This window comes from Anaerocolumna cellulosilytica (assembly GCF_014218335.1).
GTDB lineage: Bacteria > Bacillota > Clostridia > Lachnospirales > Lachnospiraceae > Anaerocolumna > Anaerocolumna cellulosilytica.
The window spans coordinates 2,765,071-2,780,319 of the sequence record NZ_AP023367.1; the positions used below are offsets into that span (position 1 = coordinate 2,765,071).

Below are 15,249 nucleotides of genomic sequence, written 5' to 3' on the forward strand. Positions count from 1 at the left end.
TATGTTTTCCGGAAAAACCTTACTCATTACCGGTGGTACCGGTTCCTTTGGCAATGCAGTATTAGACCGTTTTTTAAGAAGTGATATTGAAGAAATACGTATCTTCTCAAGGGATGAAAAAAAACAAGACGATATGCGCCATCAATATAAGCATGATAAGATAAAATATTATATCGGGGATGTTAGAGATTTACCTTCGATTAAAAATGCACTTCATAACGTAGATTATGTATTCCATGCAGCAGCCCTGAAACAAGTGCCTTCCTGCGAATTCTTTCCAATGGAGGCTGTAAAAACAAATATAGTTGGTACAGATAACGTTCTGACAGCCTGTATGGAAGCAGAGGTACAAAAGGTAATCTGCCTTTCTACAGATAAAGCCGCCTACCCTATTAATGCTATGGGTACTTCTAAGGCCATGATGGAAAAGGTATTTATAGCAAAGTCCAGAACCGTAGATGTTAAAAAAATACAAATCTGCGGTACTCGTTATGGGAATGTTATGTGTTCTAGAGGTTCCGTCGTACCTTTATTTATCGAACAAATCAAGTCCGGTATACCCATTACCGTAACGGAACCTTCTATGACACGCTTTGTCATGACGCTAGAAGAAGCAGTTGAACTAGTTATTTTTGCCTTCGAGTACGGAGAGAATGGCGATATATTAGTGCAAAAGGCACCTGCTTGTACGATAGGAACACTGGCTCAGGCCGTACGGGAACTTTTTGAAGATACCAAGGATATTAAGATAATCGGTATGCGCCATGGTGAAAAAATGTATGAGACACTTCTTACCCATGAGGAGAGCTCTATTGCAGTAGATATGGGAAACTATTACCGGATTCCTGCTGACAACCGCAGCTTAAACTATGATAAATATTTTGTAACCGGAGAGCGGAAAGCTACACCTAATATTGAATTTAATTCTAATAATACGCTGCAATTAGATGTACAAATGGTAAAGCAGAAATTACTCAGTCTTAAATATATTAAAGAAGAGCTTAATGGAGGACAGATAACTTGAAGCCATATTTAGTAGATGTTCCTGTCTTATTATTTGTTTTCATTCGTCCGGATACTCTAACAAAAGTATTCAATGAAATTAAGAAAGCAAGACCCCGTATACTGATACTCGCATCAGACGGACCAAGAGACAATCACCCTGAGGATATGGAAAAAATCTTAAAAAGCAGGGAAATCGTCAACGAGGTCGATTGGGATTGCAAGGTATATAAACTATACTTTGAAAATAACCAAGGACTCTATGTTATGGTACAAAAAGCCCTGGACTTTACGTTCTACTATACAGACCGGTGCATCTTCCTGGAGGATGATGTGGTACCTTCTCAAAGCTTCTTCCCCTTTTGCGCCGAACTGTTAGAGAAATACAAGGATGACTTAAGGATTAATATGATATGCGGTATGAATCATTTAGGAATATATAAGGAGCCGGAGGCAGACTATTTTTTTACCGAGGCTGCTGCCATCTGGGGTTTTGCTATGTGGAAACGAACTTATTTAGGCTTTTACGATGCCTGTTACGGCAAAAGTAACTATACCATGGGAAGGCTTAAAGAAAAGACGAGAAACCGTAAACCCTTTTATAAGAACTTAAGAGAGTATTGCGTGAATCAAACCGTTAACGGACATCTTGGCGGTCCTGAATTTTATCTGCGTTTTACAGGTTGTTCCCAGAACCGTTTAAATATAATCCCTAAGAAAAACCTTATTAAAAACATAGGATTTGGGGAAGGTGCTACTCATTCAGCAGGAGATCTTGCAAAATTACCTTTAAGTGTTCAGAAAGTATTTAATATGAAAGTATATCCGTTAACCTTTCCTTTGACTCACCCTGATTATGTAATCGGTGATGCAAAGTATGAACAGCTTCAGGATAAAATCACAGCGAATAATCACCCTCTTATGTTAGCTTTAAGAAAAGCGGAAGGATTCTTTCGTAGGTTATACTATGATAAAAGTGCCTGCTTTAAAGTAAGCGCTGGTAAATATCTATTAAAACTCCTGTATTATAGTATCGTAACCTTCCAGTCTAGCCTTGAACTTGGAAGCTTTCTCCTTCATAAATACATTCTCGTTATAAAAGGGCACAAAAAAATACCAAAGAAATAAAATAAAGAATCAAATAGGATGTAAAGTCAGGTGGTCTGAAAATGGTTAGTTCAGGAAATCAAAACAGTTTTTATTCCGGAGAAGAACTTAAAGAACTCGGTCTTGGCAGCTATGGTGAACAAGTGTTCATCAGTCGAAAAGCAAGTATTTACGGTGGTAAAGATATTGTTCTTGGCAGCCATGTAAGAATTGATGATTTTTGTATATTAAGCGGAAAACTTAAGCTTGGGGATTATATTCATATTGCAGCGTATACCGCTTTATACGGTGGTGATAAAGGTATTACCATTATGGATTACGGAAATTTATCTTCTAGAATAACGGTCTATTCCGTTAGTGATGACTATTCCGGTGAAACCATGACTAATCCCATGATACCGGAGGAATACAAACATGTTACCAGCAAGCCTGTACTTATGGAAAGACATGTGATTCTTGGTTCCGGCTGTGTTGTACTTCCAGGGGTTACCCTAAAAGAGGGAAGCTCCTTTGGTTCCATGACGTTTATAAACCGTTCGAGTGAACCCTGGAGTATAAATGCCGGCATACCATTTATAAAAATAAAAGACAGAAGCAAAGCACTCCTTAAGTTGGAAGAAAAGTGGAAAGAGGTGCGCTGATTATGTCCGAACCTATAAATGTTACAAGATCGTCCATGCCGGATTTTAATGAGTACCTGGAGGAAATTAAAGATTTGTGGAATACACGATGGCTCACCAATATGGGCGTAAAGCATCAGAAACTGGAGGTTGCTCTGGCTGACTATCTACAGTCTTCCTATGTAACTCTCTTTACCAATGGACATATGGCTCTTGAGAATACCTTGGAGGCTTTTTCCCTTACCGGTGAGGTTATAACTACACCTTTTACCTTTGCCTCCACTACTCATGCCATTGTGAGAAAAGGGTTAACCCCCGTGTTTTGCGATATTAATAAAGAGGATTACACAATCGATGTAACTCAGATTAAAAAGCTTATAACGAAAAAAACCTCTGCCATACTCCCGGTTCATGTATATGGAAACGTATGTGACACAATAAAAATTGAAGAGTTAGCAAAAGAATATGATTTAAAAGTAATATATGATGCTGCACATACTTTTGGAGTACGGATTGCCGGGAAGAGCAGCGGAGAATTCGGAGATGCCTCTGTCTTTAGTTTCCATGCAACAAAAGTATTTCATACCATTGAAGGCGGTGCCGTTACTTATCACGATTCCACTTTGCAGCCAATTCTTATGGGGCTTAAGAATTTTGGAATAACCGATTACGAAAAAATAGACTACATCGGTGGAAACAGTAAGATGAATGAGTTTCAGGCGGCTATGGGTTTATGTAACCTGCGCCACTTAAAAGAAGAAATAAACAAACGTAAAGCTGTTTATGAAAGGTATCATAGGAACTTATCCGGTATATCCGGCATTACATTAAACCGGATACCGGATTTGGTAGAATCTAATTATGCTTATTATCCGGTATTGTTTGATGGCTATTCCTGCACCAGAGATGAAATATACCAAAAATTACGGGTAAATGGCGTATACTCAAGAAAATACTTCTATCCCCTAACCAGTCAATTTGAATGTTATAAAGGTGTTACAGATACGGGAGATACCCCTGTGGCTGAATATATTGCCCAAAGAATTCTTACATTGCCTATTTATCCAGAGCTTGAATTTGACCAGATAGACAGAATTTGCGAAATAATTAAATCTTAGTCTGAATACAATGTATAAAAGGCAAGAAATGGTGGTTTTGCTTATACAATTTATAGATTGAAACTATTTATAGATTATAAGGATATAAATAGTTAGAAAGGGTATACCTGCATCAGAATCCAATCCTAGTTGGATATTTTGATAGAAGTATATAAGGTTTCAGAATGAAGATATTAATTACAGGCGCAAATGGATTTATCGGAAAAAATCTTACAGCAGAACTACACACTAGCAATGAAAATACTTTATATGAATATGACACAGATACAGAAAAAATGTCTTTGGAAACTTATTGCCGCGATTGTGACTTTGTATATCATTTAGCAGGGGTGAACAGACCAAAAAATGATGAAGATTATATGCAGGTTAATTATGGATTTACCTTAACACTGCTTCAAACCTTGCAAAAGTTTAATAATACCTGTCCTGTTCTTTTTTCCTCTTCCATACATGCTTCCCTTGATAATCCATACGGAAGAAGTAAAAAAGCAGGAGAGGAGCTGTTATCAGAGTACAGTAAATCTAAAGAAGTTCCGGTTTTTATTTACCGGCTTCCCAATCTTTTCGGAAGATGGTCAAGACCCAATTACAATAGTGTGATAGCTACCTTCTGTCATAATATTGCACGAGACTTACCAATACATATTGATGATAAAGCTTTTATGCTGAATCTTGTATACATCGAGGATTTAATAAAAGAATTTGTGGCAGCGTTAACAGGACATGGTCATAAAGGGGAGGGCGATTTTTATACCATACCGCTTATTTACAATGCTTCTCTTGGTGATATTGCCGACTTACTATATTCCTTTCGAACAGCGGATAGAGTACTTCGGTTCCCTAAAGAAACTTTTGAAAATAAATTATATTCCACTTACTTAAGTTATACACAGGATGCCAGGTAACGTCTGCCATGCAATTAAAACAGCCAAAAAATTATGTATTCCGAAATAATTACAATACATTTGGAAAGAAGGGAAAAGGTTGAAGATATTACAAATTAATGTGGTAGAGGGTATCTTAAGTACAGGACGCACTACCAGAGAACTTGCCTCGCAATTAAAACGGATGGGACACAAAAGCTATATTGCATATTCAAGAGGTTTGATAAAATTACCCGGAACCTACTGCATTGGTAATCAGACAGACCGTAAAATTCACGCTCTGGGTTCTCGTCTTTTGGGACTCCAGGGATACTTTTCCCATCTTCCAACCTATCATCTGTTAAGATATATAAGAAAAGTGAAGCCAGACATTGTTCATCTTCGGAATCTTCATGGTAATTTTCTAAACTTAAATATGCTGTTAAAATACCTTGGAAAAAGGGATATTCCTACTGTAATCACCTTACACGACTGCTGGTATTTTACTGGAAGGTGTACTCATTATACAGTAAACAAATGCTACCAGTGGCAAACCTGCTGCTTAAAATGTCCAAACAGCCGTAATACAATGCCAAGCTGGTTTTTCGACAAGTCTAAAAAAATGTATTTAGACAAAAAAAAGTATTTTTCTAAGATTAAATATCTGGCAGTTGTAGGTGTTTCTGATTGGATTACAAGGGAGGCTAGAAGGTCTTATTTAGCTGAATATGCAACTATTAACAGAATCTACAACTGGGTAGATTTAAATTCCTTTACCCCCAGAGAAGATAGTTATATTCGTACTGTTTTCAAAGCAGAGGATACATTTATTATCCTTGGTGTAGCAGCTATATGGGGACAAGAAAAAGGATTATTAGAATTTATAACAATAGCAGAACGCTTTCCTGACTGCCTTGTACTGCTGGTTGGAACTTTAGATAAAGACATGGTACTTCCGGATAATATAAAATCAATCCCGTTAACTTTAAATCCTATAGCTCTCTCCAGAATCTATTCCGCCAGTGACGTACTAGTCTCATTGTCCATGGAGGAATCCTTTGGTAAAATAATTGCAGAGGCCTGTGCCTGCGGCACTCCGGTTGTCGCATATAATTCTACCGCTTCTGCTGAGCTAGTGACACCGGAATGTGGCTATACAGCTATAACAAATACCTTAGAAGACATATGTAACGGAATACATAAAGTAAAACAATGCAAAAAAGAATCTTATACTAATAATTGCCGCCAATATGCCATAAAGAATTTTAACCTTATTGAATGTACCAAAGAGTATATTAAAATATATGAAGCGTTACTTTATAAGAAAACAGCAGGCAGTCTTAAAACAGTCACAAATAGTAAAAAGTCACATATTCTATAGTAAACTCCCCTATGTGTATTTTAGTGCTATTAGCACTTATACACATACAATTCAAGATGTTGAAAACGAACATCTTAAAAGCCATCAAAATCCATTATTCAAAGAGAGGATTTTAAAATGCTTGTTTACTTATTTGTGCTTACAGTGCTGTTTATGATTGCTTTAATAAAAACAAAGCCTGATAAAATACTGCCTGATGAAAGTAGGGCAACCGCCAAAACCCCCCCTTTTTTTGTATTTTTACTACTGTCATTTATTTATTTTATAATGATATTAAAACAACCTGCCGTAGGCGATTACAGACAATATGCCCTTCATTTTTTAAGCTCTGTCTACAGACCTATGGACAAATTCTTAAATATTATGGAGGAACCTGCTTTCTACGTACTTACTAAATTTATGACGAATTATACCTTAAGCACCTTCTGGTATTTTGCAGTTACTTCGGCGGTTATTTGTATATCTGTCGGAATCTTTATAAACAGGTACAGTGATAACAAAAAATATGCCATCTATTTTTACTATACCATTGGATTATTTGCTTTCACCATGGCGGGACTTAGACAGTCCTTAGCCATGTCTGTTTGTTTGTTTGCTCATGAAGCAATTCGAAAAAGAAAGCCTTTGCGATTTTTACTGCTAGTTTGTCTTGCATTTTTATTCCATAAATCTGCTGTGTTTTTCCTTCCTGCCTATCTTTTGGCTAAGATTCGATGGAAAACTATGAATGTCCTAGGAATTGTGGCAGTATATGGCTTTATCAGTATTACCTTTAATTCTTTATACCAGTATATCGCAGACTGGCTGGATTACAGCTATGGTATAGAGGGAACGGGTAATGGCGGAATCTTCTTAGCCATTTTGTTGATTATAAGTGCTTTAGCCATTATATATAAGAACAAACTACTGCTTAAGAATCCTGACAATTTAATCTTTATAAATTTGCATTTTGGTGTATTGGCTCTTTGGCTCTTCCGTATGTTTACCAGAACCGTGGAACGCCCTGCTTTTTATTATTTATACTCTACAATCATTCTACTTGACAAGATTCTAGATTTACAGGCTGACAACGAAACAGAAGCAACCAATCAAAAAATCTTAGTAATATCTTCTTTATTTTTATTTGCATTGTTCTTTCTATACCGTACTGCCAGAGATAGAAACTTAATACCGTATATATTTATATAACATAATTCTTCTATAAAAATGAACTGTTTAAGAAAAGCCAAAAATAGAACAGAAATGAGTGGAGAATATGAATGAAAGCGGAGAACAGTATAGTTCAAAACAAATAAAGTTAGGCGCTATAATGGCCTATATCAGCATCGCTGTGAATATTGTTGCAGGTTTAATCTATACGCCCTGGATGGTTCGCTCCATTGGGCAGGGAGACTATGGCCTCTATACTCTGTCTGTTTCTTTAATTAGCATGTTTGTACTAGATTTTGGACTTGGGGCAGCCGTCACCCGCTTTCTGTCTAAATACAATTCTGATAATGACCAGGAGAGTATCAATAACCTCTTAGGAATTGTAAGCAAATTGTTTTTCGTACTTGATATTATTATTAGTGTTGTTTTAGTTATTGTATATTTTTTGATAGGATCAATTTATCAACAACTTACCTTTGAAGAGATTATAAAGCTTAAAGTAATCTATGTTATAACCGCCTCCTTTAGTGTAATTTCCTTTCCATTTACAACCCTAAACGGAATTCTGACGTCTTATGAAAAATTTATTTATCAAAAGGGTTGTGATTTATTAAACCGTATGCTCAATATGGCACTTATCATCCTAGCCTTAAGTATGGGCTATGGACTTTACACTCTGGTAACCATTAATGCCATAACCGGAGGTATCAATATACTCATAAAGCTAGGAATAGTAAGGAAAATCACACCCGTAAAGATACACCTTAAACATAAAAGCCGTAAAATGCTTAAAGAAATTCTGGGTTTTTCTATATGGTCTATGATTATAACCATTGCCCAGAGACTTATTTTTAATATCATACCAACAATACTGGGGGCATTTTCCGGCAGTATAAGCATTGCAGTCTTTGGAGCAGCTTCAACATTAGAAGGATTTGTATATACCTTTTCCACCGGAATCAATGATTTATTCCTGCCAAAAGTCTCAAGAATTGTCTTAAAAGACGATAACCAAAGCTTGTTAACACTCATGATTAAGGTCGGACGTGTCCAATTTGTAGTCATCGGTCTTTTGTTTACCGGTTTTTTTACGATTGGCAGGGATTTTATAAATCTCTGGCTTGGAGGCGGCTTTGAGAGTGCTTATCTTTGCACACTATTTTTAATGCTTCCAAGCCTGATAGAACTGCCGCAGCATATAGCCGGATTAGCCGTCATTGCTGTTAATAAGGTACGCAGTAAATCCTTTATCTTTATTCTTACCTCCCTCCTTAATGTGGTACTGTCCATTTTTCTTACACGCCAAATTGGGGTACTGGGAGCGGCTGTCTCAATTAGTGCCGCTTATCTGTTACGTACTGCGGCTATGAATGTGCTTTATTATAAACAGTTAAACCTTAATATTTTTACATTTTTTAAAGAATGCCATGTAAAAATGAGTCTTGCCTTTATTCTTTCCATACTTACCGGTTTTTTACTGCCAAATCTCATTACCGTTAATGGCTGGCTGACCCTTGGAATCAAGGGGCTATTAATCACTGCCGTTTACATTGTGTTCATGTGGTTTCTCGCCTTAAATACGTATGAAAAAAATCTATTCTTTTCTGCCGGAAGAAAACTTATAAAAAAAATACTTAAAAATTAATACGTCATAAAGTAAATAGTTACCTGCGTATTTCAAAGTTTGCAGGTATCTATCTGAAAGGGAGTTGAGAGCAAGATTGAATTTTAGAATTGCTGTTGTTATATTAAATTATATGAATTATGAAGATACTTTGGAATGCATACAGAGTGTATTATCACAAACCTATCGTAATTACGACATTATTGTTGTGGAAAATGGCTCGCCAAACAATTCTTATCAGGCATTATTACAACACCTGAAAAGAAATCAAAAGATTACCTTATTAAAAAGCAATAAAAACCTGGGGTATGCAAAAGGAAACAATCTTGGTATCCGCTATGCAAAAGAACGGTTAAATGCTGACTATGTGTTTGTATGCAACAGTGATATAACCTTTCAGCCAGATTTGTTTGAAACTATACTAAAGACCAATTATAAAGGGATTGGAGTTATATCTCCAACAGTCTATTATCCCTACGGTACGAAGCAGCCTGTCTCCCTACAAACCAGTTCTATCTATAAAACGATTTTAAGTACAGTAACGGGTATCTTTGCCGCTTGGCTTATGTGTCTTCCCCTCATAAATAAACTGGTACACCTTTTTCACAAAGATTCTCAAATAGAAGCCGCATATCCTTTTAATAATGAAGAATTCACTTACAACATTCAGGGCTGCTCTTATTTTTTAACCCCCGCTTATTTTAGATACTATCAACAGTTATATCCAAAAACATTTTTATACTGGGAAGAGATTAATCTGGCAGTTTACTTATCAAAGACCGGCTTAAAGGCTATTATAGTAGAGACCTCCCCTGTAATTCATAAGGATAAAAAATCCTTTATCCGGCTTGTTTCCCCACACAATGCAGACATAAAAAAATTAAAGTATAGTACTGACAGTCTCTTTCATTCTCTTCCCATGTTTTTTTCAAACTATCCTTCAATCGTAAGAAGATATGATACCTCTAGACTTAAATCAAACCAGAAAGGATTAAAATAATGAATCAATTAAAATTGATGACAATTCTTGGCACCCGCCCCGAGATTATCAGGCTATCCGAGGTTATAAAAAAGTGTGATTTATATTTTAATCATATCCTGGTACATACCGGGCAGAACTGGGATTATTCCTTGAATCAAATCTTCTTTGAGGACTTAAACTTGCGACAGCCAGATATTTATCTGGAAGCTGTAGGAGATGACTTAGGAGAGACAATCGGGAATATTATTGCCAAATCCTACCAGACCATGCTTTTGCATAAGCCGGATGCACTATTGATTCTTGGAGATACCAATTCGGCTTTATCAGCCATCGCTGCAAAAAGACTTAAGATTCCTATTTTTCACATGGAGGCCGGAAACCGTTGTTTTGATGAAAATCTTCCGGAGGAAACAAACCGGAAGATAGTAGACCACATTGCTGATGTAAATTTGTGTTACAGCGAACATGCAAGGAGATACCTGCTGGCTGAAGGCAGACCCAAAGAAAGAACCTATGTAACTGGCTCACCCATGGCAGAAGTTCTTACGGCACATTATGAGAAGATTAATAAAAGTCCTGTCTTAGAAACCCTAGCGCTTAAAAAGAAAAATTATATTTTACTGTCTGCTCACCGGGAAGAAAATATTGATATTGTTGATAATTTTATGGCACTTATGGAATCTGTGAATACTCTGGCACAAGTCTATGATATGCCTGTGATTTATTCAACGCATCCGCGTTCTGCTAAAATAATAGAAGAACGGAAATTTCACTTTCATTATAATGTAAGATCTATTAAACCCTTTAATTTTACGGATTACAACCATCTGCAAAAGCATGCCTACTGTGTGGTTTCAGATAGTGGAACACTACCTGAGGAAGCCTCCTACTTTAAATCTTTTCCGGCTGTGTGTATCCGGACTTCCACCGAGAGGCCTGAGGCGCTCGATACAGGTAATTTCATTCTAGGCTCTATAACACCTAAACAAGTGCTTCAGGCTGTGGATGTTGCTGTTAGGTTGCAGCAGCAGATGGACATTGGCAGTGATGTGCCTGACTATATTGAGGAGAACGTCAGCACCAAGATAGTCAAGCTGATTCAAAGTTATACAGGGATTATTAACCACATAGTATGGCGAAAATAAAAGTTTTTCAAATCTTTTATTTTCTTTTGTCTGCTGCATATAGATAATTTCGAACTATATTTATATTTAGCAAACTAATTTTATGTAAGTGATTGACATTTTTTACCATCTGTGTTATTTATAAATTACAGCATTGGACATATCATTTTACATAATACAATTCATGGGGCTTTACACAATCCGTACATTCACAACGGCTGTATAATTTTTTTAAGCTGTAAAATTTACGGAAGACTAGTAAAAATTACTAAAAGCTGTAAATTACAAATGGAAAGTTGGTGATATTTTAGTTAAAGTGTAACCTATTATCTTAATGGACAATATGAAGAGTAAAATACGAGAAGGAGGTTTTTTATGGGAAATAAGGGGCTTAAAAAAGTACTCAGTATAGTCTTGGCGGTCTCTTGTATTGCTTTTAATCCGCAAATAAACACGCAGCAGGTGAAAGCAACAGAAACAGGAGCTGTACCCAGTCAGGAGTATAATTGGAAAAATGTTCAGATTTACGCTGGAGGTTATGTAGATAATATTGTATTCAATCCGGGTGAACAGGATTTAATTTATGCCAGAACTGACATGGGAGGTGCTTACAGATGGAATCCTGCTGACAGTTCCTGGATACCTTTAACCGATTGGATCGGTGCTGATAACTGGAATAACTTAGGCTGCGAAAGCCTGGCAGTGGATTCGATTGAAACAAACCGGGTCTATATCGCCGCAGGAACCTACACGAATGAATGGACATCCGCTAACGGTTACATTATGCGTTCTGAGGATAAAGGAGACACCTGGCAGTTAGCGGAGTTACCCTTTAAATTAGGTGCAAACATGCTGGGACGTTCTATGGGGGAACGCCTTGTTATTGATCCTAATAGTAATAATGTATTATATCTAGGTGCCAGAAGCGGCAACGGATTATGGAAAAGTACAGATTATGGTGCAACCTGGAATAAAGTAACCACCATGACCCATGTAGGAAACTACGCTCCAAGTGAGGATGACCCCAGTTCGTATGACAGTACATTGACTGGTGTAGTTTGGGTTACTCCTGATCCCTCCTCCAGTGCTCCCGGCACTCCCTGTAAAACTATTTACATTGGTGTTGCTAATAAAAAAGGACAGGCGACTGTATACCAGACACTGGATGGCGGTTTAACCTGGGAAGCTGTTCCGGGACAACCAAAAAACATTGTGGTTCCAGATTCAACCAATCCATCCAAAACAACAGGTCTGTTTCCCCACCATGGAGTGTTGGCCTCTAATGGTGTATTATACATACCTTATAGTGACGGAGTGGGTCCTTATGACGGACATAAAGGAGAGGTCTTTAAATATAACACAAAAACTGGTGTATGGACGGATATAACTCCAATACCTACCTCCAGCGGTGATAATTATTTTGGATTTGGCGGTCTTGCCGTGGATCCTGTAAATCCCGACGTGTTAATTGTATCCACTCTTAATTCTTGGTGGCCGGACGCAAATTTCTTCCGAAGTACAGATGGAGGCGCAACCTGGATTCGCTTCTGGGATTGGAATGGTTACCCTGAGAGGACAATTCGTTATACACAGGACATCACTGATTCACCCTGGTTAACTTTTGGTAATAACCCACAACCACCGGAACCCGCATTAAAGCTGGGCTGGATGATTGGAAATATTTCAATTGACCCATTTAATTCCGATAGAATGATGTATGGAACCGGTGCTACTGTATACGGAACCAATAATTTAACTGACCTTGAAAATGGTGGTAAGGTGCACTTATCTGTTTATGCGAAAGGAATTGAGCAAACAGCAGTACAATCTTTAATAAGTCCTACCACGGGATCTGCCCATTTAGTCAGCGGAATGTATGATCTCGGTGGTTTTGTCCACAAAGATTTGGATTCCGTTCCGGACATGATGCTGCGGACACCCTTTTTAGGAAATACCTCTATTGACTACGCAGAACTAAGCCCAACCCGCTATGTTCGTGTAGGTAATACCGATAAAGGTTCCGGTTCAAGAATTGGTTTATCTTATGATGTAGGCTCCAACTGGTTTCCCTTGAATAATCCCTGGCAGTCAAACAGCGAAGATACAACCGGCGGCGGCACTGTTGCCATGTCAGCCGATGGTACTAGTATTGTATGGGCTCCAAACGGACAATCTGTTTATTATTCCACCAATACCGGTTCTTCCTGGTCATTAAGCGCCGGAGTACCTGCCGGTGCCAAGGTTGCCTCAGACAGAGTAAATCCAAGTAAATTCTATGCCTTTCACAATGGAAGCTTTTATGTAAGTACCAATAAAGGTGCCACCTTTACAGCAACTGTTACAAACCTTCCATATTCCGGACACATAAAAGCAATGCCAGGTATCGAAGGAGATGTTTGGATAGCCGGTGAAACCTATAATGGTATCAGCGGAATCTTCCATACCACTGATTCCGGGCAAAGCTTTACTAAGTCTACAGATGTAGAAGAAGGTTATGTGATTGGTTTTGGTAAAGCTGCACCGGGAGAAACCTATATGTCCTTATATGCATCTGCTAAAATATATGGTGTGAAAGGCATTTTCCGTTCTGACGATGCCGGACAGACCTGGGTACGTATTAATGATGATGCCCATCAATATGGTGTAACCAATAGCTGTATTACAGGTGACCCAAGGATTTATGGCCGCGTTTACCTTGGTACAAATGGCAGAGGTATCTTATATGCTGATATCGCAGGAGAGATACCTGCTAATAATGCATCTATTAGCCCAACAACTGCAACCTTTGACAAAAAGACTGCAAGTCAGGCTGATATTACGGTTACATTAGCTTTAAACGGTAATACCTTAAATTATATTAAGAATGGAAGTACTGCATTAGTAAACGAATCAGATTATACTGTTTCCGGTAATACAGTAACCATTAAAAAATCTTATCTTGCTGGTCTAAGTGTTGGTTTGACTGCCTTGACCTTTGATTTTAGCCAAGGTCTTGATAGAACCTTAAGTCTGACTATTGTTGATACAACGGCTGCAAATAACGCAGATATCACTCCGGTACAGGCAAATTTTGATAAAAATACAGAAAAACAACAGGATATTAGCATTGCATTAACTTTGAATGGTAACACCCTGACAGCAATTAAAAATGAAACCACTGTTCTAAAAATGGATGAAGATTACTCCTTAACAGGAACTACAGTTGTAGTAAGGAAAGAATATCTAGAGAAGTTAAACAATGGAACAGTTAACCTGACTTTCGTGTTCAGTGCCGGTGCCAGCAAGGATTTATCTATTCAAATCACTGATACTACACCCGTAGAAATTGGTGATATTCAAGTTCAGTTCATTGGAACAAATGCTGCCAGTACTCAAGGTATTGGAGCTAAGTTTCGGATAATTAATACCGGCAATACACCCATATCCTTATCCGATGTTAAGCTCCGTTATTACTATACCGTAGATACTGCTGCCAGTCAGAATTTTTACTGTGACTGGACCAATGTTGGTATGGCTAATATAACCGGTACCTTTGAGGCGCTGAATCCAGCAAAGGCTACCGCTGACTATTATCTAGAGATTGGGTTCACCTCCGGTGCAGGAACTCTAGAAGGCGGCCAAAGTGTTGATGTGCATACTCGTTTTGCAAAATCTGACTGGTCTGCCTATACCCAAACCAATGATTATTCTTATAAAGCAACCGGTTCTTCTTTTGAAGACTGGAACAAAGTTACTGCATATATAAATGGTGTTTTAAGTTACGGAATAGAACCGTAAGATAATTCATGTGAATTTTTACTTACAACTGGGAGAGAAGCTATCAAACCCTTAACTTATAATAAATAAACTGCTGTATAATCATGGAATACATGGAACAATCTCTACCGCATCAACAATGCTGGGTAGATACTTCCTTAAAAATTCTGTGAGTTACAGCAGTTCTTTCTTTATAGTAAAACATGTACGTCAAACGATTCCAACCTATCCTGAAGAACTGAATCTCCTAAAAATGATATATGAATAGACAAACTCTTTATAACCAAATTAATATGAGACAATTTTTATAGGAAAGGGATTCCAAATTTGGGTATTCATGTGATACAATTATTATACGGTTCCTATATTAGCCATTAAAGTATATTCATACTGCTTATTTTTCAAATAACATTCTATATTTCAAGGAGCAAAAACCATTTTTGTGTGAATAGATGGCAAAAAGGATTACTAGAGAGTTTACATAAGAGAATTAATAACGTAGATTTATTAGCTAATGAAACAG

Annotated in this window: 11 protein-coding genes; all 11 read left to right on the forward strand. The window is 37.5% G+C overall.

What is annotated here, in order from left to right:
• Position 1 precedes the first annotated feature (1 nt).
• The 11 genes from acsn021_RS11285 (at position 2) to acsn021_RS11335 (ending at position 14,747) form a co-directional block, all read left to right on the forward strand.
• Positions 2 to 1,024, forward strand: coding sequence for a polysaccharide biosynthesis protein (locus tag acsn021_RS11285; RefSeq protein WP_184089443.1), 1,023 nt, complete (start codon positions 2 to 4; stop codon positions 1,022 to 1,024).
• Complete coding sequence (locus acsn021_RS11290; RefSeq protein WP_184089440.1) at positions 1,021 to 2,130, forward strand: hemolysin activation protein; 1,110 nt, start codon at positions 1,021 to 1,023, stop codon at positions 2,128 to 2,130. Before acsn021_RS11285 ends, acsn021_RS11290 begins: the two co-directional genes overlap by 4 nt.
• Positions 2,131 to 2,171: 41 nt before the next feature.
• On the forward strand, positions 2,172 to 2,750 hold the full coding sequence (locus acsn021_RS11295) for an acyltransferase (RefSeq protein ID WP_184089437.1): 579 nt from the start codon (positions 2,172 to 2,174) through the stop codon (positions 2,748 to 2,750).
• Between the two features lie 2 nt (positions 2,751 to 2,752).
• Positions 2,753 to 3,847 (forward strand): DegT/DnrJ/EryC1/StrS family aminotransferase, encoded by a 1,095-nt coding sequence (locus tag acsn021_RS11300; protein WP_184089434.1) that lies wholly within the window; start codon positions 2,753 to 2,755, stop codon positions 3,845 to 3,847.
• A 164-nt stretch (positions 3,848 to 4,011) separates the two neighbouring features.
• Entirely contained in the window at positions 4,012 to 4,752 is a 741-nt protein-coding gene (locus acsn021_RS11305; RefSeq protein WP_184089431.1) for an NAD-dependent epimerase/dehydratase family protein, read from the forward strand.
• A 79-nt stretch (positions 4,753 to 4,831) separates the two neighbouring features.
• A complete protein-coding gene (locus acsn021_RS11310; protein ID WP_184089428.1) occupies positions 4,832 to 6,091 on the forward strand; it encodes a glycosyltransferase in 1,260 nt (419 codons plus the stop codon).
• Between the two features lie 117 nt (positions 6,092 to 6,208).
• Entirely contained in the window at positions 6,209 to 7,279 is a 1,071-nt protein-coding gene (locus acsn021_RS11315; RefSeq protein WP_184089425.1) for an EpsG family protein, read from the forward strand.
• 67 nt (positions 7,280 to 7,346) lie between these two features.
• Positions 7,347 to 8,885 carry an oligosaccharide flippase family protein gene (locus acsn021_RS11320; protein WP_184089422.1) on the forward strand — a complete coding sequence of 513 codons (1,539 nt, stop codon included), beginning with the start codon at positions 7,347 to 7,349 and terminating at the stop codon, positions 8,883 to 8,885.
• Between the two features lie 76 nt (positions 8,886 to 8,961).
• Complete coding sequence (locus tag acsn021_RS11325; protein WP_184089419.1) at positions 8,962 to 9,864, forward strand: glycosyltransferase; 903 nt, start codon at positions 8,962 to 8,964, stop codon at positions 9,862 to 9,864.
• Entirely contained in the window at positions 9,864 to 10,991 is a 1,128-nt protein-coding gene (wecB, locus tag acsn021_RS11330; protein WP_184089416.1) for a non-hydrolyzing UDP-N-acetylglucosamine 2-epimerase, read from the forward strand. The genes acsn021_RS11325 and wecB overlap by 1 nt, the downstream gene beginning before the upstream one ends.
• Before the next feature lie 354 nt (positions 10,992 to 11,345).
• Positions 11,346 to 14,747 (forward strand): X2-like carbohydrate binding domain-containing protein, encoded by a 3,402-nt coding sequence (locus acsn021_RS11335; RefSeq protein WP_184089413.1) that lies wholly within the window; start codon positions 11,346 to 11,348, stop codon positions 14,745 to 14,747.
• The last annotated feature ends 502 nt before the right edge of the window (positions 14,748 to 15,249 follow it).

Coding starts and splice junctions, on each gene's coding strand:
- acsn021_RS11300 (WP_184089434.1), top strand. CDS start 2,753: ATGTCCGAACCTATAAATGTTACAAGATCGTCCATGCCGGATTTTAAT.
- acsn021_RS11285 (WP_184089443.1), top strand. CDS start 2: ATGTTTTCCGGAAAAACCTTACTCATTACCGGTGGTACCGGTTCCTTT.
- acsn021_RS11305 (WP_184089431.1), top strand. CDS start 4,012: ATGAAGATATTAATTACAGGCGCAAATGGATTTATCGGAAAAAATCTT.
- wecB (WP_184089416.1), top strand. CDS start 9,864: ATGAATCAATTAAAATTGATGACAATTCTTGGCACCCGCCCCGAGATT.
- acsn021_RS11335 (WP_184089413.1), top strand. CDS start 11,346: ATGGGAAATAAGGGGCTTAAAAAAGTACTCAGTATAGTCTTGGCGGTC.
- acsn021_RS11295 (WP_184089437.1), top strand. CDS start 2,172: ATGGTTAGTTCAGGAAATCAAAACAGTTTTTATTCCGGAGAAGAACTT.
- acsn021_RS11320 (WP_184089422.1), top strand. CDS start 7,347: ATGAATGAAAGCGGAGAACAGTATAGTTCAAAACAAATAAAGTTAGGC.
- acsn021_RS11315 (WP_184089425.1), top strand. CDS start 6,209: ATGCTTGTTTACTTATTTGTGCTTACAGTGCTGTTTATGATTGCTTTA.